The following is a 26,182-nucleotide window of genomic DNA, read 5'->3' on the forward strand; positions in this document are numbered from 1 at the left end:
GCGGTTCGGTCCATGTAGCAGAGCTTTGACATGACAAGAATCCCCCGGGAGAACAATAACGATGTCCACGGCCAGTGATAGCTCCAAACCCCTGATCGAGCGGCGGTCGATCAACTACATTCCCGAAGCCGAACGCCACGGCAAGCTCTACAGCCAGTTCACCCTGTGGCTGGGAGCCAACCTGCAGATCACCGCCATCGTCACCGGCGCCCTGGCCGTGGTGCTGGGCGGCGACGTGTTCTGGTCGTTGATCGGCCTGTTCGTCGGCCAGCTGCTCGGTGGCGGCGTCATGGCCCTGCATGCGGCGCAAGGGCCCAAGCTCGGCCTGCCGCAGATGATCTCCAGCCGGGTGCAGTTCGGCGTCTACGGCGCGGCGATCCCGATCGTGCTGGTATGCCTGATGTACCTGGGCTTCACCGCCACCGGCACGGTACTGTCCGGCCAGGCCCTGGGCCAGCTGTTCGGCGTCAGCGACAGCCTCGGTATCCTGATCTTCGCCAGTGTCATCGTCCTGGTCACCGTGCTCGGCTACCGGGTCATCCATTTCATCGGTCGGGTCGCCAGCGTCATCGGCGTCATCGCCTTCGTCTACCTGTTCAGCCGCCTCATGGGCCAGACCGATGTCGGCGCGCTCCTGGAGATCCGTCACTTCAGCTGGAGCAGCTTCCTGCTGGCGGTATCCCTCGCCGCTTCCTGGCAGATCGCCTTCGGCCCCTACGTGGCCGACTACTCGCGCTACCTGCCGAGCAAGACTTCCTCGGTGAAGACCTTCCTTGCCGTGGGCGCCGGTTCGGTGATCGGCGCCCAGGTGGCGATGATCCTCGGTGTGTTCGCCGCGGCCATGGCCAACGGGCAATTCGCCGGGCGCGAAGTGGCCTACATCGTCGGCCTCAGTGGCAGTGGCGCCACCGCGGCGCTGCTGTACTTCAGCATCGCCTTCGGCAAGATCACCATCTCGACGCTGAACTCCTACGGCAGCTTCATGTGCATCGCCACCATCATCAGCGGCTTGCGTGGCCACCTGGAGGTGACGCGCCTGCAGCGCCTGGTGTTCGTGCTGGCCATCGTCGGCGCCGCGACCCTGATCGCCTTGCTCGGCCAGCATTCGTTCCTGGGGGCGTTCAAGTCCTTCATCCTGTTCCTGCTGGCCTTCTTCACCCCGTGGAGCGCGGTGAACCTGGTGGATTACTACTGCATCACCCGCGAGAACTACGACGTGCCGGCGCTGGCCGATCCCAATGGCCGCTATGGCCGGTGGAACATGCTGGGCATCAGCGTCTATGTGATCGGCGTGCTGGTACAGCTGCCGTTCATCAGCACCAAGTTCTATACCGGTCCACTGGTGGAGGTGCTGGGTGGCGTGGATATCTCCTGGATCATCGGCCTGGTGGTGCCGGCGGCGCTGTACTACGTCTGTGCCAGGAAATGGCATGGCGCGGTGCCCGAAAAACTGATCCTGCCGCCGGAGCAGGGCCTGCCCGACGAGCAGAAAACCGCGACAACCCGGCACGCTGCTACCGTTTGAGTCCGCATGCAACGTGACCGAAGCCCGGCGCTCCTGGCCACTTCCAGCTCGATGGATGGTCGGCAGCGCCGTTTGCGCGATAGCCTGTTCCAGGGCCCGCAGCGCTTCCCGGAGACTGTTCCAAGACGCAATAAAAGATTCTTCCCATAGCCAGCGTGCCAAGGCGCCACCTGCCCGACTTGGTGGGGGACGACGGATAACGGATGTTTCCGGAGCGACTGGTAGTTATTACAAAACTCTCAAAAGGAGCATGAATGTGACTGCGCTAAACCTGATTCCCGGTCAACTGAGCCTGGCCCAACTGCGGGCCATCTACCAGCAGCCGCTGAGCCTGACCCTGGACGACAGCGCCTCGGCGCAGATCGACGCCAGCGTGGCTTGTGTCGAGCAGATCCTCGCCGAGAAACGCACCGCCTATGGGATCAACACCGGTTTCGGCCTCCTGGCTTCGACCCGTATCGCCAGCGCCGACCTGGAGAACCTCCAGCGTTCTCTGGTGCTGTCCCATGCCGCGGGCGTCGGCGAGCCTATCAGCGACGACCTGGTGCGCCTGATCATGGTGCTCAAGGTCAACAGCCTGAGCCGTGGTTATTCCGGTATCCGCCGCCAGGTGATCGATGCCCTGATCGCACTGATCAATGCCGAGGTCTACCCGCATATCCCGCTCAAGGGCTCGGTGGGTGCATCCGGCGACCTGGCGCCCTTGGCGCACATGTCCCTGGTGCTGCTGGGCGAAGGCAAGGCCCGCTACAAGGGGCAGTGGCTGGACGCTCCGGCGGCCTTGAAAGTCGCCGGCCTGGCGCCGCTGACCCTGGCGGCCAAGGAGGGCTTGGCACTGCTCAATGGCACCCAGGTATCCACCGCCTTCGCCTTGCGTGGCCTGTTCGAAGCCGAGGACCTGTTCGCCGGGGCCCTGGTCTGTGGCGGCCTGACCGTGGAAGCGGTGTTGGGCTCACGTTCGCCGTTCGATGCGCGGATTCATGCCGCCCGGGGCCAGCGTGGGCAGATCGATGCCGCTGCGGCCTATCGCGCGCTGCTGGGCGAGCACAGCGAGGTGTCCGCTTCGCACCAGAACTGCGACAAGGTCCAGGATCCGTATTCCCTGCGCTGCCAGCCCCAGGTGATGGGCGCCTGCCTGACCCAGTTGCGCCAGGCCGCCGAGGTGCTGGTGGTGGAAGCCAACGCCGTATCCGACAACCCGTTGGTGTTCGCCGCCGAAGGCGACGTGATCTCCGGTGGCAACTTCCACGCCGAGCCGGTGGCGATGGCCGCCGACAACCTGGCCCTGGCCATTTCCGAGATCGGCTCGCTGAGCGAGCGCCGTATCTCGCTGATGATGGACAAGCACATGTCGCAGTTGCCGCCGTTCCTGGTGGCCAATGGCGGGGTCAACTCCGGCTTCATGATCGCCCAGGTCACCGCCGCGGCCCTGGCCAGCGAGAACAAGGCCCTGGCCCATCCGCATTCGGTGGACAGCCTGCCGACCTCGGCGAACCAGGAAGACCACGTGTCCATGGCTCCGGCTGCGGGCAAGCGCCTGTGGGAAATGGCCGAGAACACCCGCGGCATCCTCGCCGTGGAATGGCTGGCCGCCTGCCAGGGCCTGGACCTGCGCGAAGGCCTGAAGTCCTCGCCGGCCCTGGAGCATGCCCGCGCCACCCTGCGCGAGCAGGTGGCCTACTACGAGAAGGACCGCTTCTTCGCGCCGGATATCAATGCCGCCAGTGACTTGCTGGCCTCGCGCTGCCTGACCGGCTTGCTGCCGGCTGGCCTGCTGCCGAGCCTGTAACCTCGGCCAGCGGCTCTGGGCCGCTGTCCAGCCCGACGCGGAACGTCTGCTTCAGCCATCGCGCACCATGGTGCGCGGTGGCTGTCCATAACAATAAAAGGGACGAAGACATGCAATCGCAAGAAACAGGATTACGGCGCGGCCTGACGGCGCGCCACATACGTTTCATGGCCTTGGGGTCGGCCATCGGCACCGGGCTGTTCTATGGTTCCGCCTCGGCCATCCAGATGGCCGGGCCGGCGGTGCTGCTGGCCTACCTGATCGGTGGCGCGGCGGTATTCATGGTGATGCGCGCCCTGGGAGAGATGGCGGTGCACAACCCGGTGTCCGGCTCGTTCGGCCACTACGCCAGCCAGTACCTGGGGCCGTTGCCGGGGTTCATCCTGGGCTGGACCTATGCCTTCGAGATGCTGATTGTCTGCCTGGCGGACGTGACCGCCTTCGGCATCTACATGGGCTTCTGGTTTCCCGAGGTCGAGCGCTGGATCTGGGTGCTGTCCATCGTGCTATTCATCGGCGCGCTGAACCTGTGCAACGTCAAGGTCTTCGGCGAGATGGAGTTCTGGCTGTCGTTGCTCAAGGTCGGGGCCATCGTGGCGATGATCCTCGGCGGCGTCGGTATCATGCTGTTCGGGATCGGCAGCGCGAGCCAGGAGCAGGCCACAGGGCTCGGCAACCTCTGGAGCCATGGCGGGTTCATGCCCAATGGCGTCAGCGGGGTGATCGCCTCCTTCGCGGTGGTGATGTTCGCCTTCGGCGGCATCGAGATCATCGGGGTCACCGCTGGCGAGGCCAAGGACCCGCAGCGCGTCATTCCCAAGGCCATCAATGCCGTGCCCATGCGCATCCTGCTGTTCTACGTGCTAACGCTGCTGGTGCTGATGGCGATCTTCCCCTGGCCGCAGATCGGCACCCAGGGCAGCCCCTTCGTGCAGATCTTCGATAGCCTGGGGATCAGCTCGGCGGCGACCATTCTCAATATCGTGGTGATTTCCGCGGCGGTGTCGGCCATCAACAGCGATATCTTCGGTGCCGGCCGCATGATGTATGGCCTGGCCCGGCAGGGACAGGCGCCCAAGGGTTTTGCCCAGGTCTCCAGGCATGGGGTGCCGTGGATGACCGTGGTGGTGATGGCGGCGACCCTGCTGATCGGCGTGGTGCTCAACTACCTGATTCCAGAGAACATCTTTCTCTTGATCGCTTCCCTGGCCACTTTCGCCACGGTCTGGGTCTGGCTGATGATCCTGCTGACCCACGTGGCCATGCGCCGCTCCATGAGCGCCGAGCAGGTGGCCGGGCTGCAGTTCAAGGTACCGTTCTGGCCCTGGGCGCCGGCGGCGGCCATCGCCTTCATGCTGTTCATCTTCGGTGTCCTGGGCTACTTCCCCAAGACCCAGGCGGCGTTGCTGGTGGGCGTGGTGTGGATCGTACTGCTGGTGCTGGCCTACAAGCTCTGGGTCAAGCCGGTGGCTGGCCAGGCGCGTTCCGGCGACGGCCAGTCTTCTTTAACTATTGATCATTGACGGAGGCCTTGGATGAAGACTCTTTGGCAACACTGCAACGTCGCCAGCATGGCCCTGGGTAGCTACTCGATCATCGAGGATGCGGCCATCGTGACGTCAGGGGCGCACATCGAGTGGATCGGCCGGCGCGAACAGCTGCCGGCCAGCGATTACCAGCAGGTCCACGACCTGGCGGGCGCCTGGGTGACCCCCGGCTTGATCGATTGCCACACCCACACGGTGTTCGGTGGCAATCGCAGCGGCGAGTTCGAGCAGCGCCTGCAAGGGGTGAGCTATGCCGAGATCGCCGCCGCCGGTGGCGGGATCGCCAGCACCGTGCGCGCAACCCGGGCGGCCAGCGAGGACGAATTGTTCGCCAGTGCCCGCAAGCGCTTGCTGAGCCTGATGCGCGATGGCGTCACCAGCGTCGAGATCAAGTCCGGTTATGGCCTGGACCTTTCCAGCGAACGCAAGATCCTGCGGGTGATCCGCCGGCTCGGCGAGGAACTGCCGGTCAGCGTGCGCAGCACCTGCCTGGCGGCCCATGCCCTGCCGCCTGAGTATGCCGAGCGTGCCGACGACTATATCGAGCACATCTGCAGCCAGATGCTTCCGGCCCTGGCGGCCGAGGGGCTGGTGGACGCCGTGGATGCCTTCTGCGAATACCTGGCGTTCTCCCCGGCCCAGGTGGAGCGGGTGTTCATCGCCGCGCAAAAACTCGGCCTGCCGGTCAAGCTGCATGCCGAGCAATTGTCCTCGCTGCATGGTTCGAGCCTGGCGGCGCGCTACCAGGCCCTGTCCGCCGATCACCTGGAGTTCATGACCGAAGACGACGCCATCGCCATGGCCGCCTCTGGCACCGTGGCGGTGTTGTTGCCGGGGGCGTTCTACTTCCTGCGCGAGACCCAGCTACCGCCGATGGAGGCGCTGCGCAAGCACGGGGTGAAGATCGCCCTGGCCAGCGACCTCAACCCAGGGACCTCGCCGGCGCTGTCGTTACGCCTGATGCTGAACATGGCCTGCACCTGTTTTCGCATGACGCCGGAGGAGGCCCTGGCCGGGGTCACCCTGCACGCGGCCAAGGCCCTGGGAATGGACAAGACCCACGGTTCGCTGGAGGTGGGCAAGGTGGCGGATTTCGTCGCCTGGCAAATAGATCGTCCCGCCGACCTGGCCTACTGGCTGGGCGGCGACCTGGAAAAGCGCGTGGTGCGCCACGGCGTCGAAGTGACTGTGTAGGAGAAGGCTTGTGGAAAAGGTTCTGAGCTTCAAACAAGGTCGAGTGCCACTCTTGATCAGCATGCCCCATGCCGGTACGCGCCTGACCCCGGCGGTGGCCGCCGGGCTGGTACCCCAGGCGCAGAGCCTGCCGGACACCGACTGGCACATCCCGCGGTTGTACGAGTTCGCCCTGGAATTGGGGGCCAGCGTCCTGGCGGCCGAGTACTCGCGTTTCGTCATCGACCTGAACCGGCCGTGCGACGACAAGCCGCTGTATGTCGGCGCCACCACCGGCCTGTACCCGGCGACCCTGTTCGATGGCGAGCCGCTGTTCGTCGAGGGCCAGGCACCGTCGAAGGCGGAGCGCGGCGAGTACCTGGAGCAGATCTGGGGGCCATACCATCGGACCTTGAAAGACGAGCTGGCGCGGCTCAAGGCCGAATTCGGCTATGCCTTGCTGTTCGATGCCCACTCGATCCGTTCGCTGATCCCGCACCTGTTCGAGGGCAAGCTGCCGGACTTCAACCTCGGTACCTTCAACGGTGCCAGCTGCGATCCGCAACTGGCCGGGCGCCTGGAGGGCATCTGCGCCGGCCATGGCGACTACACCCATGTGCTCAACGGACGCTTCAAGGGCGGGCATATCACCCGTCACTACGGCGATCCGGCGGAGCACGTGCATGCGGTGCAACTGGAGCTGGCGCAAAGCACCTACATGGAGGAGTGCGAACCCTTCCGTTACCGCGAGGACCTGGCGGCGCCGACCCAGATGGTGCTCAAGGAGCTGCTGCAAGGCCTGCTGGCCTGGGGCCGGGAGCGCTACGGCCGCTGAGCTGCCAGGACATGAGCGAGCCCGGCCCGGCGCCGGGCTCGAGCTGTGGGTAAGGCCAACAACCCCATTTTTCTCAAGGACATGCTCATTGCGTGATTCGGGTTTATGATGCCGGACGGCAGCATGAATGAAGTCCCTTCAGGGATGATCCCGACCTCCACGGAGCGCGTAATGAAGACTTTGTACCCACAGATCAAACCCTATGCCCGGCACGATCTGGCCGTCGACGAACCCCATGTGCTGTATGTCGACGAAAGCGGTTCGCCGGAAGGCTTGCCGGTGGTGTTCCTTCATGGCGGCCCGGGGGCCGGCTGCGACGGCGCGAGCCGCTGCTACTTCGATCCGACCCTGTATCGCATCGTCACCTTCGACCAGCGCGGCTGCGGACGCTCCAGTCCCCATGCCAGCCTGGAGAACAACACCACCTGGGACCTGGTGGCCGACCTGGAACGCATCCGCGAACACCTGGGGATCGACAAGTGGGTGCTGTTCGGCGGCTCCTGGGGCTCGACCCTGGCCCTGGCCTATGCCCAGACCCATCCCGATCGAGTGCTTGGCCTGATCGTGCGGGGGATCTTCCTGGCTCGTCCCCAGGAAATCCAGTGGTACTACCAGTGCGGTGCCAGCCGCCTGTTCCCCGATTACTGGCAAGACTACGTGGCGCCAATTCCCCTGGAGGAGCGGCACGACCTGGTCAGCGCTTTCCACAAGCGCCTGACCGGCAACGACCAGATCGCCCAGATGCACGCGGCCAAGGCCTGGTCCGGCTGGGAAGGGCGCACCGCGACCCTGCGCCCCAACCCGCTGGTGGTGGACCGCTTCTCCGAACCGCAGCGCGCCTTGTCGATCGCCCGGATCGAGTGCCACTACTTCATCAACAACGCCTTCCTCGAACCTGACCAGCTGATCCGCGACATGGGCAAGATCGCCCACCTGCCGGGGATCATCATCCATGGGCGCTACGATGTGATCTGCCCGCTGGATAACGCCTGGGAGCTGCACCAGGCCTGGCCCAACAGCGAGCTGCAGGTGATTCGCGATGCTGGCCATGCCGCTTCCGAACCGGGTATCACCGACGCCCTGGTGCGGGCCACCGACCAGTTGGCCCGGCGCCTGCTCGACCTGCCGCCCGAAGAAGCATGAAGGGGCTGTTGCAGCGCGTGGCCGGCGCGCGCGTGGAAGTGGCCGGTGAAATCGTCGGTGCGGTAGACCAGGGCCTGCTGGTGCTGGTGGCGGTGGAGCCTGGGGATACCCGGGCCAACGCCGACAAACTCCTGCATAAGCTGCTTAACTATCGGGTGTTCAGTGATGCCGAGGGCAAGATGAACCTGTCCCTGGCCGATGTGCAGGGCGGCCTGCTACTGGTCTCGCAGTTCACCCTGGCGGCGGACACCAAGAGCGGGTTGCGCCCGAGCTTTTCCACGGCGGCGCCTCCGGCCCTTGGCGAGGAGCTTTTCGACTACTTGGTAGTGAAGGCGCAGCAGTTGCATGGCAAAGTGGCATCAGGACGCTTTGGTGCGGACATGCAGGTACATCTGGTCAACGATGGGCCAGTGACCTTCCTGTTACAGACCTGAAGGTGTCCGAAACAGCTTTTTCCACCGATTTCGGCTGGAAACCGCTGTTTTTCACGATAAATACTTTGTTACCCCTGATGCGTTGTAACGCGGCCTACTAGATAATCGCGCGCTACGGGGATCAGCGTTCGTTGGTCCATTTTGACTTAAGTAGAGACTTGTCCACGGCCGTTTGGGGAATCATTTAGCCCCATCGGAGTCGGAACAATGCTCGCCAACCTGGCATGTAGATAGCTGGCCGTTGGTTTTTTGATCTGTTTTCGGCGAGGGTTGCTCGTGATTGTTAGTCCCTGTAATGCACCAAACTTGTTTGCCAAGAGGTTACGAAACGTACTGGTGACGGGCTCTGCTCTGGTCTGCCTGCTCGGCGCCGGTCCACTCATGGCATTCAACCTGGATGACGTATCGACCAAGGCCAAGGACCTGGCCGGGCAGAAGTACGAGGCTCCGCGCAGTAACCTGCCAGCCGAGTTCCGCGACATGAAGTTCGCGGACTACCAGAAAATCCGCTTCCTCAGCGAAAAAGCCGAATGGGCCGACCAGAAGACCCCGTTCAAGCTGTCGTTCTACCACCAGGGCATGCACTTCGACACGCCGGTGAAGATCAACGAGATCAGCGCCAACAGCGTTTCCGAGATCAAGTACGATCCCAGTCGTTTCGACTTCGGTGACCTCACGTTCGATCCAAAAGCCACCGAGAAGCTGGGTTATGCCGGTTTCCGCGTTCTGTACCCGATCAACAAGGCCGATAAGCAAGACGAGATCATGACCATGCTGGGCGCGAGCTATTTCCGCGTCGTCGGCAAGGGCCACGTCTATGGCCTGTCCGCCCGTGGCCTGGCGATCGATACCGCCTTGCCGTCCGGTGAAGAGTTCCCGCGCTTCAGCGAGTTCTGGATCCAGCAACCCAAGCCTACCGACAAGCACCTGGTGATCTACGCCCTGCTGGATTCGCCACGGGCCACCGGCGCTTATCGCCTGACCCTGCGGCCGGGCGCCGACACCATCGTCGACGTCAAGGCCCGGGTGTTCCTGCGTGACAAGGTGGGCAAGCTGGGCCTGGCCCCGCTGACCAGCATGTACCTGTTCGGCGCCAACCAGCCGTCGAAGGTCCTCAACTATCGTCGCGAGCTGCACGACTCCAGCGGCCTGTCGATCCACGCCGGCAACGGCGAGTGGATCTGGCGTCCGCTGAACAACCCGAAACACCTGGCCGTGAGCAACTTCTCGGTTGAGAACCCGCGCGGTTTCGGCCTGCTGCAGCGTGGCCGCGACTTCAGTCACTACGAAGACCTCGACGACCGCTACGACAAGCGCCCAAGCGCCTGGATCGAGCCGAAGGGCGACTGGGGCAAGGGCACCGTCGACCTGGTGGAAATCCCGACTGCGGACGAAACCAACGACAACATCGTGGCGTTCTGGAACCCGGAGAAGCAGCCAGAGCCTGGCCAGCCGCTGGATTTCGCCTACCGCCTGCACTGGACCATGGACGAAGCGTCCCTGCATTCTCCTGACAGCGCCTGGGTCGAGCAGACCCTGCGTTCCACCGGTGACGTCAAGCAGTCCAACCTGATTCGCCAGCCCGATGGCAGCGTTGCCTACCTGGTGGATTTCGAGGGCCCATCCTTGGCGGCCCTGCCTGGGAGCACCGAAGTACGCAGCCAGGTCAGCGTCGGCGACAACGCCGAGCTGGTGGAAAACAACGTTCGCTACAATCCGGAAACCAAAGGCTGGCGCCTGACCCTGCGCTTGAAGGTCAAGGACCCGAGCAAGGCCACCGAGCTGCGTGCCGCCCTGGTGCGCGACATCCCGGCAGCCGAACCCGCCAAGGCCTCGACGCCGAACTCCAGTTCCTCCGTGGCCAAGGCCGACAAGGTCGCCGCCAAGCAGCAGGAGAAGAAAGAGAAGGAAGCCGCTGCCGCGGCGGCCAAACAAGCTGAAACCAAGCAGCCTGAAGCCAAACCGGTCAAGGATGTCAAAGAGGCCAAGCATTCCAAGGACAAGGATTCTAAAGACGCCAAGCAGCCTGCTGCTGCCGAAGCGGCCCCTGCCACGCCGGAACCGGCCAAGACCGAACAAGTCCTGACCGAGACCTGGAGCTACCAGTTGCCTGCCGATGAGTAACTCTCAACTACAGCCAGAGTCGTTTGCCGAGTACCTGGCCCACCTGCCCATGTCGGACCAGCAGCGCGCGGAACTCGCGAGCTGCCAATCCTTCAGCGAGTTGCACCAGCGCCTGTCGTCCAAGGCCTTCGATGAACCCGCCGATGCCGCCCAGGCTTCGGTGGGCGAGCGCCTGGCCCTGAGCACCGCGGACGAACTCAGCGCTGCCGAGATGCTGGGTGTCGATGCCCAGGGGCGGATCTGCCTCAAGGCAGCACCGCCCATCCGGCGTACCCGGGTCGTGCCCGAACCATGGCGTACCAATATCCTGGTACGGGGTTGGCGGCGCCTGACCGGGCGCACCAACCCGCCGGCACCGAAGAAGGACGAGCGAGTGCTGCCGGCTGCCCGCTGGCGCACCGTCGGTTCGATCCGCCGCTATATCCTGCTGATACTGATGCTTGGCCAGACCATCGTCGCCGGCTGGTACATGAAAGGCATCATGCCGTACCAGGGTTGGGCCTTCGTCGACCTGGAAGAAGTGGTGCACCAGCCGCTGATGCAGACCGCGCAGCAAGTACTGCCCTATGCGCTGCAGACCAGCATCCTGATCCTGTTCGGCATCCTGTTCTGCTGGGTCTCGGCAGGTTTCTGGACTGCGCTGATGGGCTTCCTGGAACTGCTGACCGGTCGCGACAAGTACCGCATCTCCGGCGCCAGCGCCGGCAACGAGCCGATCGCCGAGAACGCGCGCACCGCACTGGTGATGCCGATCTGCAACGAGGACGTGCCCCGGGTATTCGCCGGCCTGCGCGCCACCTTCGAGTCGGTGGCGGCCACCGGTGACCTGGACCGTTTCGACTTCTTCGTCCTCAGCGACAGCAACGACAGCGATATCTGCGTGGCCGAGCAACAGGCCTGGCTGGATGTCTGCCGCGAGACCAAGGGTTTCGGCAAGATCTTCTACCGCCGCCGTCGCCGCCGGGTGAAGCGCAAGAGCGGCAACCTCGACGACTTCTGCCGTCGCTGGGGCGGCGACTACAAGTACATGGTGGTACTGGACGCCGACAGCGTGATGAGCGGCGAATGCCTGACCAGCCTGGTGCGCCTGATGGAAGCCACGCCGGACGCGGGGATCATCCAGACCGCGCCCAAGGCCTCGGGCATGGACACCCTGTATGCGCGCATGCAGCAGTTCGCCACCCGGGTCTATGGTCCGCTGTTCACCGCCGGCCTGCACTTCTGGCAGCTGGGTGAATCCCACTACTGGGGCCATAACGCGATCATCCGCATGAAGCCGTTCATCGAGCACTGCGCCCTGGCGCCGTTGCCGGGCAAGGGCGCGTTCGCCGGTGCGATCCTCTCCCACGACTTCGTCGAAGCCGCGTTGATGCGCCGTGCCGGCTGGGGCGTGTGGATCGCCTACGACCTGCCGGGCAGCTATGAAGAGCTGCCGCCGAACCTGCTGGACGAGCTCAAGCGCGACCGCCGCTGGTGCCACGGCAACCTGATGAACTTCCGCCTGTTCCTGGTCAAGGGCATGCATCCGGTGCACCGCGCGGTGTTCCTCACCGGGGTGATGTCCTACCTGTCGGCGCCGTTGTGGTTCTTCTTCCTGGTGTTGTCCACGGCCCTGCTGGCGGTCAACACGCTGATGGAGCCGCAGTACTTCCTCGAGCCGCGGCAGCTGTATCCGCTGTGGCCGCAGTGGCATCCGGACAAGGCTATCGCGCTGTTCTCCACCACCATCGTGCTGCTGTTCCTACCCAAGCTGCTCAGCATCATTTTGATCTGGGCCAAGGGCGCCAAGGAGTTCGGCGGCAAGTTCAAGGTGACCCTGTCGATGCTCCTGGAGATGCTGTTCTCCATGCTGCTGGCGCCGGTGCGAATGATCTTCCACACCCGTTTCGTGCTGGCTGCGTTCCTCGGCTGGGCGGCGACCTGGAACTCGCCACAGCGTGACGACGACTCCACCCCCTGGAGCGAGGCGGTGCGCCGCCATGGCCCGCAGACCCTGCTGGGCTTCTGCTGGGCGTTGCTGGTGATCTGGCTGAACCCCAGCTTCCTCTGGTGGCTGGTGCCGATCGTCGGTTCGCTGATGCTGTCGATCCCGGTGTCGGTGATCTCCAGCCGCGTCGGCCTGGGCCTGAAGACTCGTGACGAGAACCTGTTCCTGATTCCCGAGGAGTACGCCCCGCCCCAGGCGCTGCTGGCCACGGACCAGTACACCCACGAGAACCGCTGGCACGCGCTCAACGACGGCTTCATCCGGGCCGTGGTTGATCCGCAGCAGAACGCCCTGGCCTGTGCCCTGGCTACCTCCCGCCACACCCAGGCCGAGCCGATCGAATGGTTGCGCCAGGAACGGGTGCGCCATGCTCTCAAGGTCGGTCCTGCGGCCTTGAACAACAGCGAGCGCCTGGCGCTGTTGAGCGATCCGGTGGCCCTGGGGCGCCTGCACCAGCTGGTCTGGAGCGAAGGCCACAGCCCATGGCTGGGTGCCTGGCGCGAGTCGGTGACCGCCGATCCCCATGCCCCGCTATTGCCGTTGCAGCCGCTAGCCGCGACGCCACAACCGGCGTGATGCCAACGCCCCCGGGTTCATGCCCGGGGGCGTTTTGCTTTCTGCGCCCCCCGCTCGTCCCCGGCGCTTTCGTCCGACAATAAAAACCTTGTGCAAATACCCGAGTGCGTTAGCATCGCACCCGCAAATTTCGGTGCGTGATCGACCACGAACTGGTATCCGAAGGTTCGCCAACAATGGACTGCGACGCGCAGACACCACAATAAAATGGCTTTCAGGGGACTTGAGATGAAGAAGTATTTTTCGCTGCTGCTGGCGGGGGCCGCAGCCATGCTGGCGGTCAGCACGGCCCAGGCCGGCGCCATCGACGACGCGGTCAAGCGTGGATCGCTGAAGGTGGGCATGGACCCGACCTACATGCCATTCCAGATGACCAACAAGCGCGGCGAGATCATCGGTTTCGAAGTCGACCTGCTCAAGGCCATGGCCAAGTCCATGGGGGTCAAGCTGGAGATGGTCTCCACCGGCTACGACGGTATCATCCCGGCCCTGCTCACCGACAAGTTCGACATGATCGGCAGCGGCATGACCCTGACCCAGGAGCGCAACCTGCGCCTGAACTTCAGCGAGCCGTTCATCGTGGTCGGCCAGACCCTGCTGATTCGCAAGGACCTGGAAGGCACCATCAAGTCCTACAAGGACCTGAACAGCGCCGACTACCGCATCACGTCCAAGCTGGGCACCACCGGGGAAATGGTCGCCAAGAAGCTGATCGCCAAGGCCAAGTACCACGGCTACGACAACGAGCAGGAAGCGGTGCTGGACGTGGTCAACGGCAAGGCCGATGCCTTCATCTACGACGCCCCGTACAACGTGGTGGCGGTCAACAAGGTCGGCAACGGCAAGCTGGTCTTCCTCGACAAGCCGTTCACCTACGAGCCGCTGGCCTTCGGCCTGAAGAAGGGCGACTACGACAGCATCAACTTCATCAACAACTTCCTGCACCAGATCCACGAAGACGGGACCTACGATCGGATCCACGACAAGTGGTTCAAGAGTTCCGAGTGGCTCAAGGACATGGAATAACACTCGTTCAGACAGACCGGGTTGCCCCGCTTGCGGGCAAGCCTCGCTCCTACAGACTTGCGCAATCCATGTAGGCGCGAGGCTTGCCGGCCAAGGCGGCGTCCCTGGCGACCCAGCATTCGGAATCCGCAAACCCAATGAAACAGAACAAAGCCCAATGGCCCTGGCACGTGTTGACCGTGCTGGTGCTGGTCGGCCTGGCTGGCGCCCTGTACTACGCCACCTCGCTGATGTCCTATGAATGGCGCTGGAACCGCGTCCCGCAGTACTTCGCCTACCAGGCCGAGGAATCCCTGCGCGCGGCCGAAATCTCCACCGTCGCCGAGGTCGTGCGCAAGGGCGGCAAGGCTGAAGTCATCCTCAAGGGCGACTCTGGCAACGAGCAGCACCTGAGCGTCGACGAGAGCAGCCTGCAGGTGGCCAGCGGCGACGACGTGGCCGAAGGCGATGTGGTCGGGGTGACCCGGCATTGGGCGGCGGGGCCGTTGTTGTGGGGCTTGTGGACCACCCTGTGGCTGTCGGTGGTGTCCGGCGTGCTGGGCTTGATGATCGGCCTGGCCACCGGCCTGTGCCGGCTGTCCAGCAACCCGACCCTGCGGGATCTGTCGACCCTCTATGTCGAGCTGGTGCGCGGCACGCCGCTGCTGGTACAGATCTTCATCTTCTATTTCTTCATCGGCACCGTGCTCAACCTGTCCCGGGAGTTCGCCGGGATCGCCGCGCTGTCGCTGTTCACCGGGGCCTATGTGGCGGAAATCGTCCGTGCCGGGGTGCAGTCCATTGCCCGGGGGCAGAACGAAGCGGCCCGCTCCCTGGGCCTGAGCGCCAGCCAGTCGATGCGCCATGTGGTGCTGCCCCAGGCTTTCAAGCGAGTGTTGCCGCCGCTGGCCGGGCAGTTCATCAGTCTGGTCAAGGACACTTCGCTGGTGTCGGTGATCGCCATCACCGAGTTGCTCAAGAGCGGCCGGGAAGTCATCACCACTTCGTTTTCGCCGTTCGAGATCCTGTTCTGCGTGGCGGCCCTGTACCTGTTGATCAACCTGCCGCTGTCGAAGATGGCCAGCCGGCTTGAGCGGAGGCTCGCGCAAAGTGATTGAAGTCCGCGATCTGGTAAAAGTCTTCGACACCCGTGGCCAAGTGGTGCGCGCGGTGGATAACGTCACCACCCAGGTGGCCAAGGGTGAAGTGCTGGTGGTGATCGGGCCGTCCGGCTCCGGCAAGTCGACCTTCCTGCGTTGCCTCAATGGCCTGGAGACCTTCGACTCCGGTTCGGTGAGCATCGATGGCCTGCAACTGGCCGATCCCAAGACCGATGTGAACGCCTACCGCCGCGAGGTGGGCATGGTGTTCCAGCACTTCAACCTGTTCCCGCACATGACCGTGCTGGACAACCTCTGCCTGGCGCAGAAGGTGGTGCGCAAGCGTGGCAAGGCCGAGCGCGAGGCCAAGGCCCTGGCCCTGCTGGAGAAGGTCGGCATTGCGCAGAAGGCCCACGAGTTCCCCTCGCGATTGTCCGGCGGCCAGCAACAGCGGGTGGCGATCGCCCGGGCCCTGGCCATGGAGCCCAAGGTGATGCTGTTCGACGAGCCGACCTCGGCCCTGGACCCGGAGATGGTCGGCGAGGTGCTGGATGTGATGAAGACCCTGGCCGTGGAAGGCATGACCATGGTCTGCGTGACCCATGAAATGGGCTTTGCCCGGGAAGTGGCGGATCGGGTGCTGTTCTTCGATCACGGCAAGCTGCTGGAAGATGCCGCGCCCGAGGTGTTCTTCAGCTCCCCCCGGGACCCCCGGGCCCAGGCTTTCCTGCGCCAGGTCCTGTAACCCGGCCTTGTAGCCGCTGGAAGACCCACAGGGTTTCCAGCTATGGCGCCCTGTAGCCGTTGTCGAGCTTGCAAGGCTGCGACAAGGCCCGCGGGGCCTTCCAACGGTCGATCCGCCCCCGCAGGCTCTTTACCAGCCTGCGGCAGCGGCCACAGGGGTCAGACCTTGAATCGTCCCACCAGGCTTTGCAGGTGAATCCCCAGGCGCGCCAGTTCGGCGCTCGAAGAGGCGGTTTCCTCGCTGGCCGACGACGTCTGCTCGGACACGTCGCGCACATTCAAGACGCTGCGATTGATCTCTTCGGCCACCGCGCTCTGTTGTTCCGCCGCCGCGGCGATCTGCTGGTTCATCGCCTGGATCGCCGAGACGGTGCGGGTGATGTTGTCCAGCGAGCCGCCAGCCCGGCGCGTCAGCTCGACGCTGCTGTCGGTGAGGCTGCGGCTGGTATCCAGGGTGCTGGCCACCTGCTGCGTGCCGCTTTGCAAGCCTACGATCAGCTCGGCAATCTCCTCGGTCGATTGCTGGGTACGCTGGGCCAGGCTGCGGACTTCGTCGGCCACCACCGCGAAACCACGCCCGGCCTCGCCGGCCCGGGCCGCTTCGATGGCGGCGTTGAGGGCCAGCAGGTTGGTCTGCTGGGCCACCGACTTGATCACGTCCAGGACGCTGCCGATCTTGTCGCTCTCTTGCTTGAGCTGGCCCATGGCTTCGGTGGAGTGACTCACCTCGCTGGCCAGGCGCTCGATCTGGGCGATGGCCTCGTTGACCACTCGATCGCCTTCGCGGGCCTGCTGGTCGGCGGCCACGGCCGCTTCGGAGGCTTCTTCGGCGTTACGTGCCACCTCCTGTACGGTGGCGGCCATCTCGTTCATGGCGGTGGCCACCTGGTCGGTCTCGACCTTCTGGCTGTTGACCCCGGCGCTGGTCTGCTCGGTAACCGCCGATAGCTGTTCGGCGGCGCTGGCGATCTGGGTCACGCCCTCGCTGATGCCGCCGATCAACTCCCGCAGGCCTTGGGTCATGTGCTGCATGGCCTTCTGCAACTGGCCCAGCTCGTCGCGCCGGTCCACCGCCAGGTTCTGGCTCAGGTCGCCAGCGGCCACGCGCTCGGCGGCCTTGAGGGTCTGTTGCAAGGGCAGGTTGATCTGCCGTGTGATGGCCCAGGCGGCGATCAGGCCGAAGACCAGGGCCAGCACCGTGGCGAACAACAGCGTGCTGCGGGCCTGGTTGGCATCGGCGTCACGCTTGTGGGTCTGTTCGACGGTCAACTGCTTGCTCAGGTCCATCAGGCGATCGCCCTGGGCGGCCATGCGCTTGAGGGCCGCGGCACTGGCCTGCTCGGCGTCGCTGAAGGCGCTGACGGCCGCACGGTAGGCCTTGAGCGAGTCGCTGGCCTGCTGCAGGTTGGCGATGTGCTGCTCGGGCAGACGCGATGGCAGGCTGGCCAGGTTGCCGAGGGCGTTGTCGATGGCGTCCAGGGCGGGTTGCCGGGCGTCGGCCTTGCCGCTGTAGGTGTAGCCTCGCACCTGGAAGCGTGCCTGCTGGATCAGCCTGGACAGGTCGATGACGCTATTGAACTGGGCCACGCTATCGCCTTGCAGCAGCGATTTCTCGACCTCGGCCACCCGGGCCACGGCGTTGTCCGCGGTGGTGCCGAGCTGGGAGCGGGCGGTCTCGCGGCTGGCGGTGGCACGAGTCATGTCGGCGAAAGCCTTCTGGTACTCGGCCACGGCGTCCAACTGCTGGTCCACCAGGGCGATGCTTTCGGGCTGCTGCAGTTTGCTGTGGACCGCGCGCAGGCCTTCGTCGAGTTGCTTGAGCATGTCGCTGACTGCTGCCGGGCCTTGCTCGCCATGGTTCATCTCATAGTTGAGACGGGCGATGCGCAGGTCCTTGGTCATGGCGTTGAGCGAGGAAATATTACCCAGCTTGTCGCCGCGCTCGATCACCCGGGCCAGGCCATTCCAGCCGGTGCTGGTGATCAGCAGGGTCAGCAACAGCACCAGGCCGAAGCCGATGCCGAGCTTGCGGCTGACACTCACATTCCCCAGGTTTCTGGCTAGCCAACGGTACATGCTGCGAACTCCCTTTTTAGCGGTTTGGGCTTAACCATAGGCTATCGGCGGGGGCAGGGGTTTACTACAGCTGACTGGCGGGTTGCCACTGCGACCGCACAGTCGGCTGGCCGGGCCCTGGAGGGTCAGAACAGGCGGGACAACAGCGCGGTGACAGCCGTCTCGACCCGCAGGATACGCTCGCCCAGCTGCACCGGTTGCAGGCCGGCCTTGCCCAGCAGGTCGATCTCGTAAGGGATCCAGCCGCCTTCGGGGCCGATGGCCAGGGTCACTGGCTGGTCCAGGTTGCGCGGGCAGGGCGGATACGGGCCGGGATGGCCCACCAGGCCCAGGGTGTCGACACTCAGGGCCGGCAGGCGGTCTTCGACGAAGGGCTTGAAGCGTTTTTCGATGACCACCTCCGGCAGGATGCTATCGCGGGCCTGCTCCAGCCCCAGCACCAGTTGTTCACGGATGGCCTCGGGGTCGAGGAAGGGCGTTTGCCAGAAGCTTTTTTCCACCCGGTAGCTATTGACCAGCACCAGCCGGGGCACGCCCATGGCGGCCACGGTCTGCAACACCCGGCGCAGCATCTTCGGCCGGGGCAGGGCCAGGACCAGGGTCAGCGGCAGCTTGGCCGGCGGCGCTTGCTCCAGGGTCACTTGCAGCTCGGCTTCGGCGGCTTCCAGGCGCAGCACCCGGGCGCTGCCCATCAAGCCGCCGATACGGCCCACCCGCAGGCTGTCGCCCACCGCCACGCGGTGCACCTCCTGCATGTGGACCAGGCGCCGGTCGCGCAGCACAACACGGTCGGCCGCGATGAAGTCGGCCTCCTCGAGCAGCAGCAGGTTCATGCTTGGGTCGCTGGCGGCTGGTCGTTGTGGTCGTCGGCCGGGGTGTCGTCCGGATGCTCGCCACGCTTGCTGATCAGCCCGCCGAACAGCACGCCGATCTCGAACAGCAGCCACATGGGCACGGCCAGCAAGGTCTGGGAGAAGATGTCGGGCGGGGTGAGGATCATGCCCACCACGAAGCAACCGATGATCACGTAGGGACGGATCTTCTTCAGGTATTCCACGTTGACCACGCCGATCCATACCAGCAGCACCACGGCCACCGGAATCTCGAAGGCCACGCCGAAGGCGAAGAACAGGGTCATGACGAAATCGAGGTAGCTGGTGATGTCGGTCATCATTTCCACGCCGGCGGGGGTGGCGGCGGCGAAGAACTTGAAGATCAGCGGGAACACCAGGAAATAGGCGAACGCCATGCCCACGTAGAACAGCAGGATGCTCGACACCAGCAGCGGCACGGCGATGCGCTTCTCATGCTTGTACAGGCCTGGGGCGATGAATCCCCAGATCTGGTGCAGGATCACCGGGATCGCCAGGAACAGCGAGACCATCATGGTCAGCTTCAATGGCGTGAGGAACGGCGAGGCGACGTCGGTGGCGATCATCGTCGCGCCGGCCGGCAGGTACTGGCGCAGTGGCGTGGAGACGATGGTGTAGATCTGCTGGGTGAAGGCGAACAACCCGGCGAAGATGATGAAGATCGCCGCTACGCAGCGCAGCAGGCGGGTCCGCAGCTCGGTGAGGTGCGATACCAGCGGCATGTGTTGGTCGTTCTCTGGAATATCGCTCATGGTGCTCGCGGCGGCAAAGTAGGGTCTTGGGGAGCCTGGGGGGCGGCCGTTGCCGCTGGGGTTGCAGACTCTGCGCACGGCAGTGGTGCGGCCGGCGCCGTGGCTTCGGCGGTCGGCGCCGCTGCTGGGGTTGGCACGGGCTGTTGGGCTACCGGCTCCACGGGCGCAGGCTGTTGCTGGGGCGGGGCGAGGATTTTCCGCGCTTCCTGTTCCAGCGACAGGATGTGCTCGTTGTGCAGCTGCCGACGGATCTCGTCGGCGCCGATTTCACGTTCAACTTCCTGTTTTATCGCGTTGAAGCTGCGCTTGAGGCGCCCGACCCAGAGGCCGGCGGTGCGCGCAGCGCCGGGCAGGCGCTCGGGGCCGAGCACCAGCAGGGCCACCAGGCCCACCAGCAGCAGTTCAGAGAAGCTGATACCAAACATTAGTCAGTGCTCACGAGTCTTTGCGGGTCGGCTCTTCGACTTTCTGCGCCTGCACATCGATGGTGTGCGGCTGGTTCAGCGGCGCGCCCTGTTGTGGCTGGGCCGGCTGGGCAGCTTGTGCGGCGGGAGGAACCACGGGGTCGGCTGGTTTCTCGTCGTCGTTCATGGCCTTGCGAAAGCCCTTGATCGATTCGCCGACATCGGTGCCCAGGTTCTTGAGCTTCTTGGTGCCGAATACCAGTACCACGACCACCAGGATGACGATCCAGTGTTTCCAGTCAAAAATGCCCATGCTGCGTTTCCTCTTAGAAAATTGTTCAGGCGGACGGACGCGAGGCTTTCTCGGCGTGTCCGGACAGGCCGAAACGGCGGTCCAGCTCATCGAGCACGGCCTGGGGATGCTGCCCCAGTTGCGCGAGCATGACCAGGGTATGGAACCACAGGTCCGCGGTTTCGTAGATCACATCGCTGCAGTCGCCGCTGGTGGCGGCGTCCTTGGCGGCGATGATGGTTTCCACCGATTCTTCGCCGACTTTCTCCAGGATCTTGTTCAGGCCCTTGTGATACAGGCTGGCCACGTAGGAACTGTCGGCGGCGGCGTTCTTGCGCTCCTCCAGCACTTGGGCCAGGCGGGTGAGGGTATCGCTCATGTCAGTGTCCTGCAGAATAAATCGCGTGCGGGTCCTTGAGGACCGGTTCGACGGTTTTCCACTCGCCATCTTCATAGACGCGGTAGAAACAGCTGTGGCGGCCGGTATGGCAGGCAATGTCGCCGATCTGCTCGACCATCAGGATGATCACGTCGGCATCGCAGTCCAGGCGCATTTCATGGAGCTTCTGCACATGCCCGGACTCCTCGCCCTTGCGCCATAGCTTGCCACGCGAACGTGACCAGTAGATGGCACGCTGCTCGGCGGCGGTCAGGCTCAGTGCTTCGCGGTTCATCCAGGCCATCATCAGCACGCGCCCGGTCTTGTGATCCTGGGCGATGGCCGGCACCAGGCCATGCTCATCCCATTTGATCTGGTCCAGCCAATCTTTCATTTTCGACTCCGACAACCGGGCTCGACCCGCTGGTGGCGCCTCGGCGATTTCGACAGTTTGCCAGCAGGCCGCGCCACTGGCTATCGGCGCACGATCAGATACAGACCCACCGCGATCATGATGCCGGCGGGCCAATGCCCCAGTTCGTGCAGCGGGCCACCGGCGGCCAGGATTGCGCCGCCGCCCAGGTGAGCGGTACCCAGCAGGCGCAGGAACCAGTCGTCCTTGCGTCGCTGCCAGGGGGCAGGAGGATCGGCGGCATGGGGCTGCGACATGCGCTCGAGCAGGTCGCGGGCCATGTTGGCCAGGTGCGGCACCTGTTCGATCTGGCTGTGGATATTGCCCAGTACTGCCTTGGGGCTGACCCGCTCGCGCATCCAGCGCTCGAGGAAGGGTTGCGCGGTGTTCCACAGGTCCAGCTCCGGATACAGCTGGCGCCCCAGGCCCTCGATGTTGAGCAGGGTTTTCTGCAGCAGCACCAGTTGCGGCTGGACTTCCATGTTGAAGCGCCGGGCGGTCTGGAACAGGCGCATCAGTACTTGGCCGAAGGAAATATCCTTCAACGGTTTTTCGAAGATCGGTTCGCAGACCGTACGGATCGCCGCTTCGAACTCGTTGAGCTTGGTTTCCGCAGGGACCCAGCCCGAGTCGATGTGCAACTGGGCCACACGGCGATAGTCACGCTTGAAGAAGGCGAACAGGTTGCGCGCCAGGTAGTCCTGGTCTTGCGGGGTGAGGCTGCCGACGATGCCGCAGTCGATGGCGATGTACTGCGGGCTCCAGGGCTGCACGGTGCTGACGAAGATGTTGCCCGGGTGCATGTCGGCGTGGAAGAAGCTGTCGCGGAACACCTGGGTGAAGAAGATCTCCACGCCACGCTCGGCGAGCATCTTCATGTCGGTGCGCTGGTCGGCCAGGGTCGCGAGGTCGGTGACCTGGATCCCGTAGATGCGCTCCATCACCAGTACCTTCGGCCGGCACCAGTCCCAGTAGACCTGGGGTACGTAGAGCAGTGGCGAGCCTTCGAAGTTGCGCTTGAGCTGGCTGGCGTTGGCCGCCTCGCGCAGCAGGTCGAGCTCGTCGTAGATGGTCTTCTCGTAGTCGCTGACCACATCCACCGGGTGCAGCAGGCGGGCGTCGGCGGAGACCTTCTCCGCAGCGCGGGCGAGGATGAACAGCCACGCCAGGTCCTGGGCGATGACCGGCTTGAGCCCCGGGCGGATCACCTTGACCACCACTTCCTCGCCGGTCTTGAGCTTGGCGGCATGCACCTGGGCCACCGAGGCCGAGGCCAGGGGCTCGATGTCGAAGCGGCTGAACACATCGCTGATCTTCTTGCCCAGCTGCTCTTCGATCAGGGCCACGGACTTTTTCGAGTCGAACGGCGGCACCCGGTCCTGCAGCAGCATCAGTTCGTCGGCGATGTCTTCCGGCAGCAGGTCACGGCGGGTGGACAAGATCTGCCCGAACTTGATGAAGATCGGCCCCAGGTCCTGCAATGCCAGGCGCAGGCGTGCGCCACGGCTCAAGTCCAGCGGCTTGCGCGCAAACCAGCGCCAGGGCAGGGCGAAGCGCAAGGCCAGGAGAAACCAGGGCAGGGGCAGGGCGAACAGCAGGTCATCGAGGCGGTAGCGGATCACGACGCGCTGGATGCGCAACAGACGGCGGACGGCAAGCAGCTTCATGCGTTATCGCTTGGGTCAGGGGATCGGGAAAGGCGCTCGACACGCGCCTCTAGACGTTCCAGGTCGAGTTTGGCCTGGTCCAGTTCGCGAAAGCGCGCCTCGGCTTCATGCTGGCCCACCAGGGCTCGGGATTCTTCGGCGAGGAATTCGGCCAGGCTCTGGTTGAGGCTGGCGAATCCCTGCTGGTACCAGCGTGCGCGGCTGCGTACGTGGCCGCTGAACAGCTGGGTGGCCACCGGGCCGAGCCAGCGCGAGAGTTCGTACTCCCAGTCCAGCTCCAGGTCCTGGAGGACCGCCGCCAGGTCCAGCAGCACGCCGCTGTCGCCTTCGAGTTCCACTTGCGGGCCATGCAGGACGCCGGTCTTGTCCTTGCTCAGGGCCAGGCGCGCCAGGCTCGCCGCCGGTGCACGCAGGATGCAGTCAGGATCGGCGGCCCACTGAGAGGCCAGCATCAGGCCTTCGTCGCTGGGCAGGATGAACAGCCGCAGCGCCGGAGCCTGGCAGTCCACGGCGATCACCTTGCCGCCCAGATGCTGCAGGCGCGGCAACGCCGTGCTGTCCAGGCGCAGCACCCGATTGATGCCGGTCTCGACGCTGGCGAGCAGGCCGCTGAGCAACATCAGGGCTTGATGCCGCGGTGCAGGGCGACGATGCCTGCGGTCATGTTGTGGTAGGTCACCCGGTCGAAGCCGGCCTCGACCATCATCGACTTCAGGGTTTCCTGGTTCGGGTGCATGCGGATCGACTCGGCCAGGTAGCGATAGCTTTCCGAGTCGTTGGTGATGAGCTTGCCGGCCAGGGGCATGAAGGCGAACGAATAGGCGTCGTAGACCTTGGACATCAAGGCGTTGGTCGGCTTGGAGAACTCCAGCACCAGCAGCCGGCCACCGGGCTTGAGTACCCGCAGCATCGAGCGCAGGGCATCTTCCTTGTGGGTCACGTTGCGCAGGCCGAAGGCGATGGTCACGCAGTCGAAATGGTTGTCCGGGAAGGGCAGTTTTTCCGCGTCGGCCTGGACGAACTCGACGTTGCCCGCCACGCCCAGGTCCAGCAAGCGGTCACGGCCGACCTTGAGCATGGATTCGTTGATGTCCGCCAGGACGACTTGGCCGGTAGGGCCCACCAGGTGGGAAAACCGCTTGGTCAGGTCGCCGGTGCCGCCGGCGATGTCCAGCACGCGGTTGCCGGGGCGAACGCCCGACAGCTCGATGGTGAAGCGCTTCCACAGGCGGTGCATGCCACCGGACAGCACATCGTTCATCAGGTCGTACTTGGCCGCCACCGAGTGGAACACCTCGGCGACTTTTACCGCTTTCTGGCTCTCGGGAACGTTCTTGAAGCCGAAGTGAGTGGTGGGTTCGGCATCGCTGCCTTTGCGCTGGTCAGTCATATCGCTGTCACCAAAAGAGAATGCGGGACATTCTAATGCCGGTGGCGGTCTTTGTCTTGGCAAGGCTGAATGTAAGATAGCCATCCGCCGGGACGTTTTGACGCACATAGGGTCAAGATGTTTCAGGCAAGTCCCGAAACAGCAGGAGTCCTTAGATGGCCCGTATTAGTGTTGAACGTGCCCATGGCCTGGGTAAGCAGGTTGCCCGTGAGAAGGCCGATAAACTGGCGCAGAAACTTGCCGATCAATACGGCCTGGAACCGCACTGGGCGGGGGATACGCTGAATCTCAAGCGCTCCGGGGTCAAGGGCGCGGTGCATGTGGGCGATGAGTCGATCCGCATCGACGTGGAACTGGGCATGCTGATGTCGGCCATGAGCGGCACCATCAAGGCGGAGATCGAAAAGGCCCTGGACAAGGCCCTGGCCTGATCCCGGGCCGGCACGCCGCCTGGCGGGGTTTGCCGGTGAGTCGCGGGGCACTGCAAGGGTGCTCGAGAGCGATCACCGGCAAGCCGGCCCATAACTGGGCGATCATTGTTTTATTGCATTCGTTAGGGTGCCGATTCTAATTTTTCTCTCTAGGTTGTGCCTCAAGTCCTCTTCCCGAGGACAGTTCCTCAAACCTTCTGCGCATGAGGTGCACCATGGCCAAAGTAATCCTTAAGAAAAAAGTTGATGCTCAATCGACTGCTCTGAGCGAAGTCAAATCCTATGCTCGCAAGATCTGGCTGGCGGGTCTGGGGGCCTATGCCAAAGTTGGCCAGGAAGGTAGCGATTACTTCCAGGAGTTGATCAAGGCTGGTCAATCCGTTGAAAAGAAAGGCAAAAAAGTTGTGACTGAACAACTTGAGGCGGCCAACAGTCAGATCGATAGCGTCAAAGGGGATGTCACTACTCTTAGAGGCCGGGTCGAAGTGCAACTGGATAAAGTCGAGAAGGCTTTTGATACGCGCGTCGCCAGTGCCTTGAATCGTATCGGCATTCCGTCTAAACATGACGTTGAGACACTCTCTGCTAAGCTCGATGAGCTGACCGCACTGCTCGAACGTGTCGCGCGTAAACATTAAGGAGAACGGGATGGCTGGTAAAAAGAATACTGAAAAAGAAGGCAGCTCGTGGATCGGGAAAGTCGAAGAGTACTCCCGTAAAATTTGGCTTGCTGGTTTAGGCGTGTACTCGAAAATCGACTCTGACGGCAGCAAGCTTTTCGAATCCTTGGTCAAGGATGGCGAGAAAGCCGAGAAGCTGACCAAGAGTGTGGTCGGTAAGAAAGTCGACGCAGCCAAAGACTCCGCGAACTCGGCCAAGTCGCGCATCAGCGACGTCAAGGACCGCGCGCTGGGCAAGTGGGATGAGCTGGAAGGGGCTTTCGACAAGCGCCTGAACAGCGCCATTTCGCGCCTCGGCGTACCGAGCCGCAATGAAGTGAAGGCGCTGCACGACAAGGTCGATACCCTGACCAAGCAGATCGAGAAACTCACAGGTGCCAAGGTTGCGCCGGTCGCGGCCAAGACCGCTGCCGCCAAGCCTGCGGCCAAACCCCTGGCCAAGCCAGCCGCCAAGCCGGCAGCCAAGGCCGCTGCGAAACCGGCCGCCAAGCCCGCTGCCAAGACCGCAGCTGCCAAGCCTGCGGCCAAACCGGCAGCCAAGCCTGTTGCGGCAAAACCTGCGGCCAAGACAGCCGCCAAACCTGCGGCGAAAACCGCAGCGGCCAAGCCAGCCGCCAAGCCAGCTGCGAAGCCGGCCGTGGCGAAGAAGCCCGCTGCCAAGAAGCCAGCAGCCAAGCCAGCCGTCGCCGCCAAGCCTGCAACGGCGGCCCCGGCAGCCCCGGCCAGCTCTGCGAACTCCGTCGCAGCGCCGGCTCCGGCTTCCAGCCCGGCCGCTACCTCGACCCCGGCGGCGCCCAGCAGCCAGTCCTGATTCTCTCAGGCAGACGAACACGCCCGGCCTCTAA

At 64.0% G+C, this 26,182-nt stretch carries 25 protein-coding genes and 1 pseudogene; 15 read left to right on the forward strand and 11 right to left on the reverse strand.

Annotation, left to right across the window (positions count from 1 at the left end; genetic code table 11):
• Positions 1 to 61: 61 nt before the first annotated feature.
• The 12 genes from H7A76_RS04405 (at position 62) to H7A76_RS04460 (ending at position 15,983) form a co-directional block, all read left to right on the forward strand.
• Entirely contained in the window at positions 62 to 1,525 is a 1,464-nt protein-coding gene (locus tag H7A76_RS04405) for a cytosine permease (protein WP_185697381.1), read from the forward strand.
• 250 nt (positions 1,526 to 1,775) lie between these two features.
• A complete protein-coding gene (gene hutH / locus H7A76_RS04410) occupies positions 1,776 to 3,314 on the forward strand; it encodes a histidine ammonia-lyase (protein ID WP_185697382.1) in 1,539 nt (512 codons plus the stop codon).
• Positions 3,315 to 3,424: 110 nt separating this feature from the next.
• Entirely contained in the window at positions 3,425 to 4,837 is a 1,413-nt protein-coding gene (locus H7A76_RS04415) for an amino acid permease (RefSeq protein WP_185697383.1), read from the forward strand.
• Positions 4,838 to 4,849: 12 nt separating this feature from the next.
• Positions 4,850 to 6,055, forward strand: a complete 1,206-nt coding sequence (gene hutI / locus H7A76_RS04420; protein ID WP_185697384.1) for an imidazolonepropionase — start codon at positions 4,850 to 4,852, stop codon at positions 6,053 to 6,055.
• 10 nt (positions 6,056 to 6,065) lie between these two features.
• Positions 6,066 to 6,869, forward strand: a complete 804-nt coding sequence (gene hutG, locus H7A76_RS04425) for an N-formylglutamate deformylase (protein ID WP_185697385.1) — start codon at positions 6,066 to 6,068, stop codon at positions 6,867 to 6,869.
• A 171-nt stretch (positions 6,870 to 7,040) separates the two neighbouring features.
• A complete protein-coding gene (gene pip, locus H7A76_RS04430; RefSeq protein WP_185697386.1) occupies positions 7,041 to 8,012 on the forward strand; it encodes a prolyl aminopeptidase in 972 nt (323 codons plus the stop codon).
• On the forward strand, positions 8,009 to 8,446 hold the full coding sequence (dtd, locus tag H7A76_RS04435) for a D-aminoacyl-tRNA deacylase (protein ID WP_185697387.1): 438 nt from the start codon (positions 8,009 to 8,011) through the stop codon (positions 8,444 to 8,446). Before pip ends, dtd begins: the two co-directional genes overlap by 4 nt.
• A gap of 276 nt (positions 8,447 to 8,722) precedes the next feature.
• Positions 8,723 to 10,570 carry a glucan biosynthesis protein G gene (locus tag H7A76_RS04440; RefSeq protein WP_185697388.1) on the forward strand — a complete coding sequence of 616 codons (1,848 nt, stop codon included), beginning with the start codon at positions 8,723 to 8,725 and terminating at the stop codon, positions 10,568 to 10,570.
• Positions 10,563 to 13,133 carry a glucans biosynthesis glucosyltransferase MdoH gene (mdoH, locus tag H7A76_RS04445; RefSeq protein WP_185697389.1) on the forward strand — a complete coding sequence of 857 codons (2,571 nt, stop codon included), beginning with the start codon at positions 10,563 to 10,565 and terminating at the stop codon, positions 13,131 to 13,133. Before H7A76_RS04440 ends, mdoH begins: the two co-directional genes overlap by 8 nt.
• Positions 13,134 to 13,361: 228 nt before the next feature.
• Positions 13,362 to 14,159: a transporter substrate-binding domain-containing protein gene (locus H7A76_RS04450; protein ID WP_022639542.1), complete on the forward strand. Its 798-nt coding sequence runs from the start codon at positions 13,362 to 13,364 to the stop codon at positions 14,157 to 14,159.
• Between the two features lie 137 nt (positions 14,160 to 14,296).
• A complete protein-coding gene (locus tag H7A76_RS04455) occupies positions 14,297 to 15,256 on the forward strand; it encodes an amino acid ABC transporter permease (RefSeq protein ID WP_185697390.1) in 960 nt (319 codons plus the stop codon).
• Positions 15,249 to 15,983 carry an amino acid ABC transporter ATP-binding protein gene (locus H7A76_RS04460; RefSeq protein WP_185697391.1) on the forward strand — a complete coding sequence of 245 codons (735 nt, stop codon included), beginning with the start codon at positions 15,249 to 15,251 and terminating at the stop codon, positions 15,981 to 15,983. The genes H7A76_RS04455 and H7A76_RS04460 overlap by 8 nt, the downstream gene beginning before the upstream one ends.
• A gap of 158 nt (positions 15,984 to 16,141) precedes the next feature.
• On the opposite strand, the gene H7A76_RS32700 is transcribed toward H7A76_RS04460, so the two are convergent.
• From H7A76_RS32700 to ubiE, 11 genes and pseudogenes are all read right to left on the reverse strand, one after another.
• Positions 16,142 to 17,014 carry a methyl-accepting chemotaxis protein gene (locus H7A76_RS32700; RefSeq protein ID WP_409519177.1) on the reverse strand — a complete coding sequence of 291 codons (873 nt, stop codon included), beginning with the start codon at positions 17,012 to 17,014 and terminating at the stop codon, positions 16,142 to 16,144.
• Positions 16,997 to 18,058: pseudogene (locus H7A76_RS32705) on the reverse strand (methyl-accepting chemotaxis protein); the annotation flags it as partial. The pseudogene H7A76_RS32705 and the gene H7A76_RS32700, both read right to left, overlap by 18 nt.
• 125 nt (positions 18,059 to 18,183) lie before the next feature.
• Entirely contained in the window at positions 18,184 to 18,891 is a 708-nt protein-coding gene (locus H7A76_RS04470) for a 16S rRNA (uracil(1498)-N(3))-methyltransferase (RefSeq protein ID WP_185697393.1), read from the reverse strand.
• Positions 18,888 to 19,682: a twin-arginine translocase subunit TatC gene (gene tatC / locus H7A76_RS04475; protein WP_022639546.1), complete on the reverse strand. Its 795-nt coding sequence runs from the start codon at positions 19,680 to 19,682 to the stop codon at positions 18,888 to 18,890. Before tatC ends, H7A76_RS04470 begins: the two co-directional genes overlap by 4 nt.
• Positions 19,679 to 20,107: a Sec-independent protein translocase protein TatB gene (tatB, locus tag H7A76_RS04480; RefSeq protein ID WP_185697394.1), complete on the reverse strand. Its 429-nt coding sequence runs from the start codon at positions 20,105 to 20,107 to the stop codon at positions 19,679 to 19,681. Before tatB ends, tatC begins: the two co-directional genes overlap by 4 nt.
• Before the next feature lie 10 nt (positions 20,108 to 20,117).
• A complete protein-coding gene (locus tag H7A76_RS04485; protein WP_185697395.1) occupies positions 20,118 to 20,399 on the reverse strand; it encodes a twin-arginine translocase TatA/TatE family subunit in 282 nt (93 codons plus the stop codon).
• 25 nt (positions 20,400 to 20,424) lie between these two features.
• Positions 20,425 to 20,757, reverse strand: a complete 333-nt coding sequence (locus H7A76_RS04490; RefSeq protein ID WP_185697396.1) for a phosphoribosyl-ATP diphosphatase — start codon at positions 20,755 to 20,757, stop codon at positions 20,425 to 20,427.
• Position 20,758: 1 nt separating this feature from the next.
• Complete coding sequence (gene hisI / locus H7A76_RS04495) at positions 20,759 to 21,151, reverse strand: phosphoribosyl-AMP cyclohydrolase (RefSeq protein WP_022639550.1); 393 nt, start codon at positions 21,149 to 21,151, stop codon at positions 20,759 to 20,761.
• Positions 21,152 to 21,231: 80 nt separating this feature from the next.
• On the reverse strand, positions 21,232 to 22,836 hold the full coding sequence (gene ubiB / locus H7A76_RS04500) for a ubiquinone biosynthesis regulatory protein kinase UbiB (protein ID WP_185697397.1): 1,605 nt from the start codon (positions 22,834 to 22,836) through the stop codon (positions 21,232 to 21,234).
• Positions 22,833 to 23,456, reverse strand: a complete 624-nt coding sequence (locus H7A76_RS04505) for an SCP2 domain-containing protein (protein WP_185697398.1) — start codon at positions 23,454 to 23,456, stop codon at positions 22,833 to 22,835. The genes ubiB and H7A76_RS04505 overlap by 4 nt, the downstream gene beginning before the upstream one ends.
• Entirely contained in the window at positions 23,456 to 24,226 is a 771-nt protein-coding gene (ubiE, locus tag H7A76_RS04510) for a bifunctional demethylmenaquinone methyltransferase/2-methoxy-6-polyprenyl-1,4-benzoquinol methylase UbiE (RefSeq protein ID WP_185697399.1), read from the reverse strand. The genes H7A76_RS04505 and ubiE overlap by 1 nt, the downstream gene beginning before the upstream one ends.
• Before the next feature lie 155 nt (positions 24,227 to 24,381).
• Here ubiE and H7A76_RS04515 point away from each other — a divergent pair, with 155 nt between their 5' ends.
• The 3 genes from H7A76_RS04515 (at position 24,382) to H7A76_RS04525 (ending at position 26,148) form a co-directional block, all read left to right on the forward strand.
• Positions 24,382 to 24,657 carry a polyhydroxyalkanoic acid system family protein gene (locus tag H7A76_RS04515; protein ID WP_185697400.1) on the forward strand — a complete coding sequence of 92 codons (276 nt, stop codon included), beginning with the start codon at positions 24,382 to 24,384 and terminating at the stop codon, positions 24,655 to 24,657.
• A gap of 215 nt (positions 24,658 to 24,872) precedes the next feature.
• A complete protein-coding gene (locus tag H7A76_RS04520) occupies positions 24,873 to 25,295 on the forward strand; it encodes a phasin family protein (RefSeq protein WP_185697401.1) in 423 nt (140 codons plus the stop codon).
• Positions 25,296 to 25,305: 10 nt separating this feature from the next.
• On the forward strand, positions 25,306 to 26,148 hold the full coding sequence (locus H7A76_RS04525) for a phasin family protein (protein ID WP_185697402.1): 843 nt from the start codon (positions 25,306 to 25,308) through the stop codon (positions 26,146 to 26,148).
• The last annotated feature ends 34 nt before the right edge of the window (positions 26,149 to 26,182 follow it).

Source organism: Pseudomonas sp. MSSRFD41, from assembly GCF_014230245.1.
In the GTDB taxonomy this organism is placed as follows: Bacteria; Pseudomonadota; Gammaproteobacteria; order Pseudomonadales; family Pseudomonadaceae; genus Aquipseudomonas; species Aquipseudomonas piscis.

What these genes read in the sequence shown, in the direction of transcription:
- H7A76_RS04405 (WP_185697381.1), top strand. Translation starts at nt 62, where the DNA reads ATGTCCACGGCCAGTGATAGCTCCAAACCCCTGATCGAGCGGCGGTCG.
- hutH (WP_185697382.1), top strand. Translation starts at nt 1,776, where the DNA reads ATGAATGTGACTGCGCTAAACCTGATTCCCGGTCAACTGAGCCTGGCC.
- H7A76_RS04415 (WP_185697383.1), top strand. Translation starts at nt 3,425, where the DNA reads ATGCAATCGCAAGAAACAGGATTACGGCGCGGCCTGACGGCGCGCCAC.
- hutI (WP_185697384.1), top strand. Translation starts at nt 4,850, where the DNA reads ATGAAGACTCTTTGGCAACACTGCAACGTCGCCAGCATGGCCCTGGGT.
- pip (WP_185697386.1), top strand. Translation starts at nt 7,041, where the DNA reads ATGAAGACTTTGTACCCACAGATCAAACCCTATGCCCGGCACGATCTG.
- dtd (WP_185697387.1), top strand. Translation starts at nt 8,009, where the DNA reads ATGAAGGGGCTGTTGCAGCGCGTGGCCGGCGCGCGCGTGGAAGTGGCC.
- mdoH (WP_185697389.1), top strand. Translation starts at nt 10,563, where the DNA reads ATGAGTAACTCTCAACTACAGCCAGAGTCGTTTGCCGAGTACCTGGCC.
- H7A76_RS04450 (WP_022639542.1), top strand. Translation starts at nt 13,362, where the DNA reads ATGAAGAAGTATTTTTCGCTGCTGCTGGCGGGGGCCGCAGCCATGCTG.
- H7A76_RS04455 (WP_185697390.1), top strand. Translation starts at nt 14,297, where the DNA reads ATGAAACAGAACAAAGCCCAATGGCCCTGGCACGTGTTGACCGTGCTG.
- H7A76_RS32700 (WP_409519177.1), bottom strand. Translation starts at nt 17,014, where the DNA reads ATGCAGCACATGACCCAAGGCCTGCGGGAGTTGATCGGCGGCATCAGC.
- H7A76_RS04470 (WP_185697393.1), bottom strand. Translation starts at nt 18,891, where the DNA reads ATGAACCTGCTGCTGCTCGAGGAGGCCGACTTCATCGCGGCCGACCGT.
- tatC (WP_022639546.1), bottom strand. Translation starts at nt 19,682, where the DNA reads ATGAGCGATATTCCAGAGAACGACCAACACATGCCGCTGGTATCGCAC.
- tatB (WP_185697394.1), bottom strand. Translation starts at nt 20,107, where the DNA reads ATGTTTGGTATCAGCTTCTCTGAACTGCTGCTGGTGGGCCTGGTGGCC.
- H7A76_RS04485 (WP_185697395.1), bottom strand. Translation starts at nt 20,399, where the DNA reads ATGGGCATTTTTGACTGGAAACACTGGATCGTCATCCTGGTGGTCGTG.
- H7A76_RS04490 (WP_185697396.1), bottom strand. Translation starts at nt 20,757, where the DNA reads ATGAGCGATACCCTCACCCGCCTGGCCCAAGTGCTGGAGGAGCGCAAG.
- hisI (WP_022639550.1), bottom strand. Translation starts at nt 21,151, where the DNA reads ATGAAAGATTGGCTGGACCAGATCAAATGGGATGAGCATGGCCTGGTG.
- ubiB (WP_185697397.1), bottom strand. Translation starts at nt 22,836, where the DNA reads ATGAAGCTGCTTGCCGTCCGCCGTCTGTTGCGCATCCAGCGCGTCGTG.
- H7A76_RS04505 (WP_185697398.1), bottom strand. Translation starts at nt 23,456, where the DNA reads ATGTTGCTCAGCGGCCTGCTCGCCAGCGTCGAGACCGGCATCAATCGG.
- ubiE (WP_185697399.1), bottom strand. Translation starts at nt 24,226, where the DNA reads ATGACTGACCAGCGCAAAGGCAGCGATGCCGAACCCACCACTCACTTC.
- H7A76_RS04515 (WP_185697400.1), top strand. Translation starts at nt 24,382, where the DNA reads ATGGCCCGTATTAGTGTTGAACGTGCCCATGGCCTGGGTAAGCAGGTT.
- H7A76_RS04520 (WP_185697401.1), top strand. Translation starts at nt 24,873, where the DNA reads ATGGCCAAAGTAATCCTTAAGAAAAAAGTTGATGCTCAATCGACTGCT.
- H7A76_RS04525 (WP_185697402.1), top strand. Translation starts at nt 25,306, where the DNA reads ATGGCTGGTAAAAAGAATACTGAAAAAGAAGGCAGCTCGTGGATCGGG.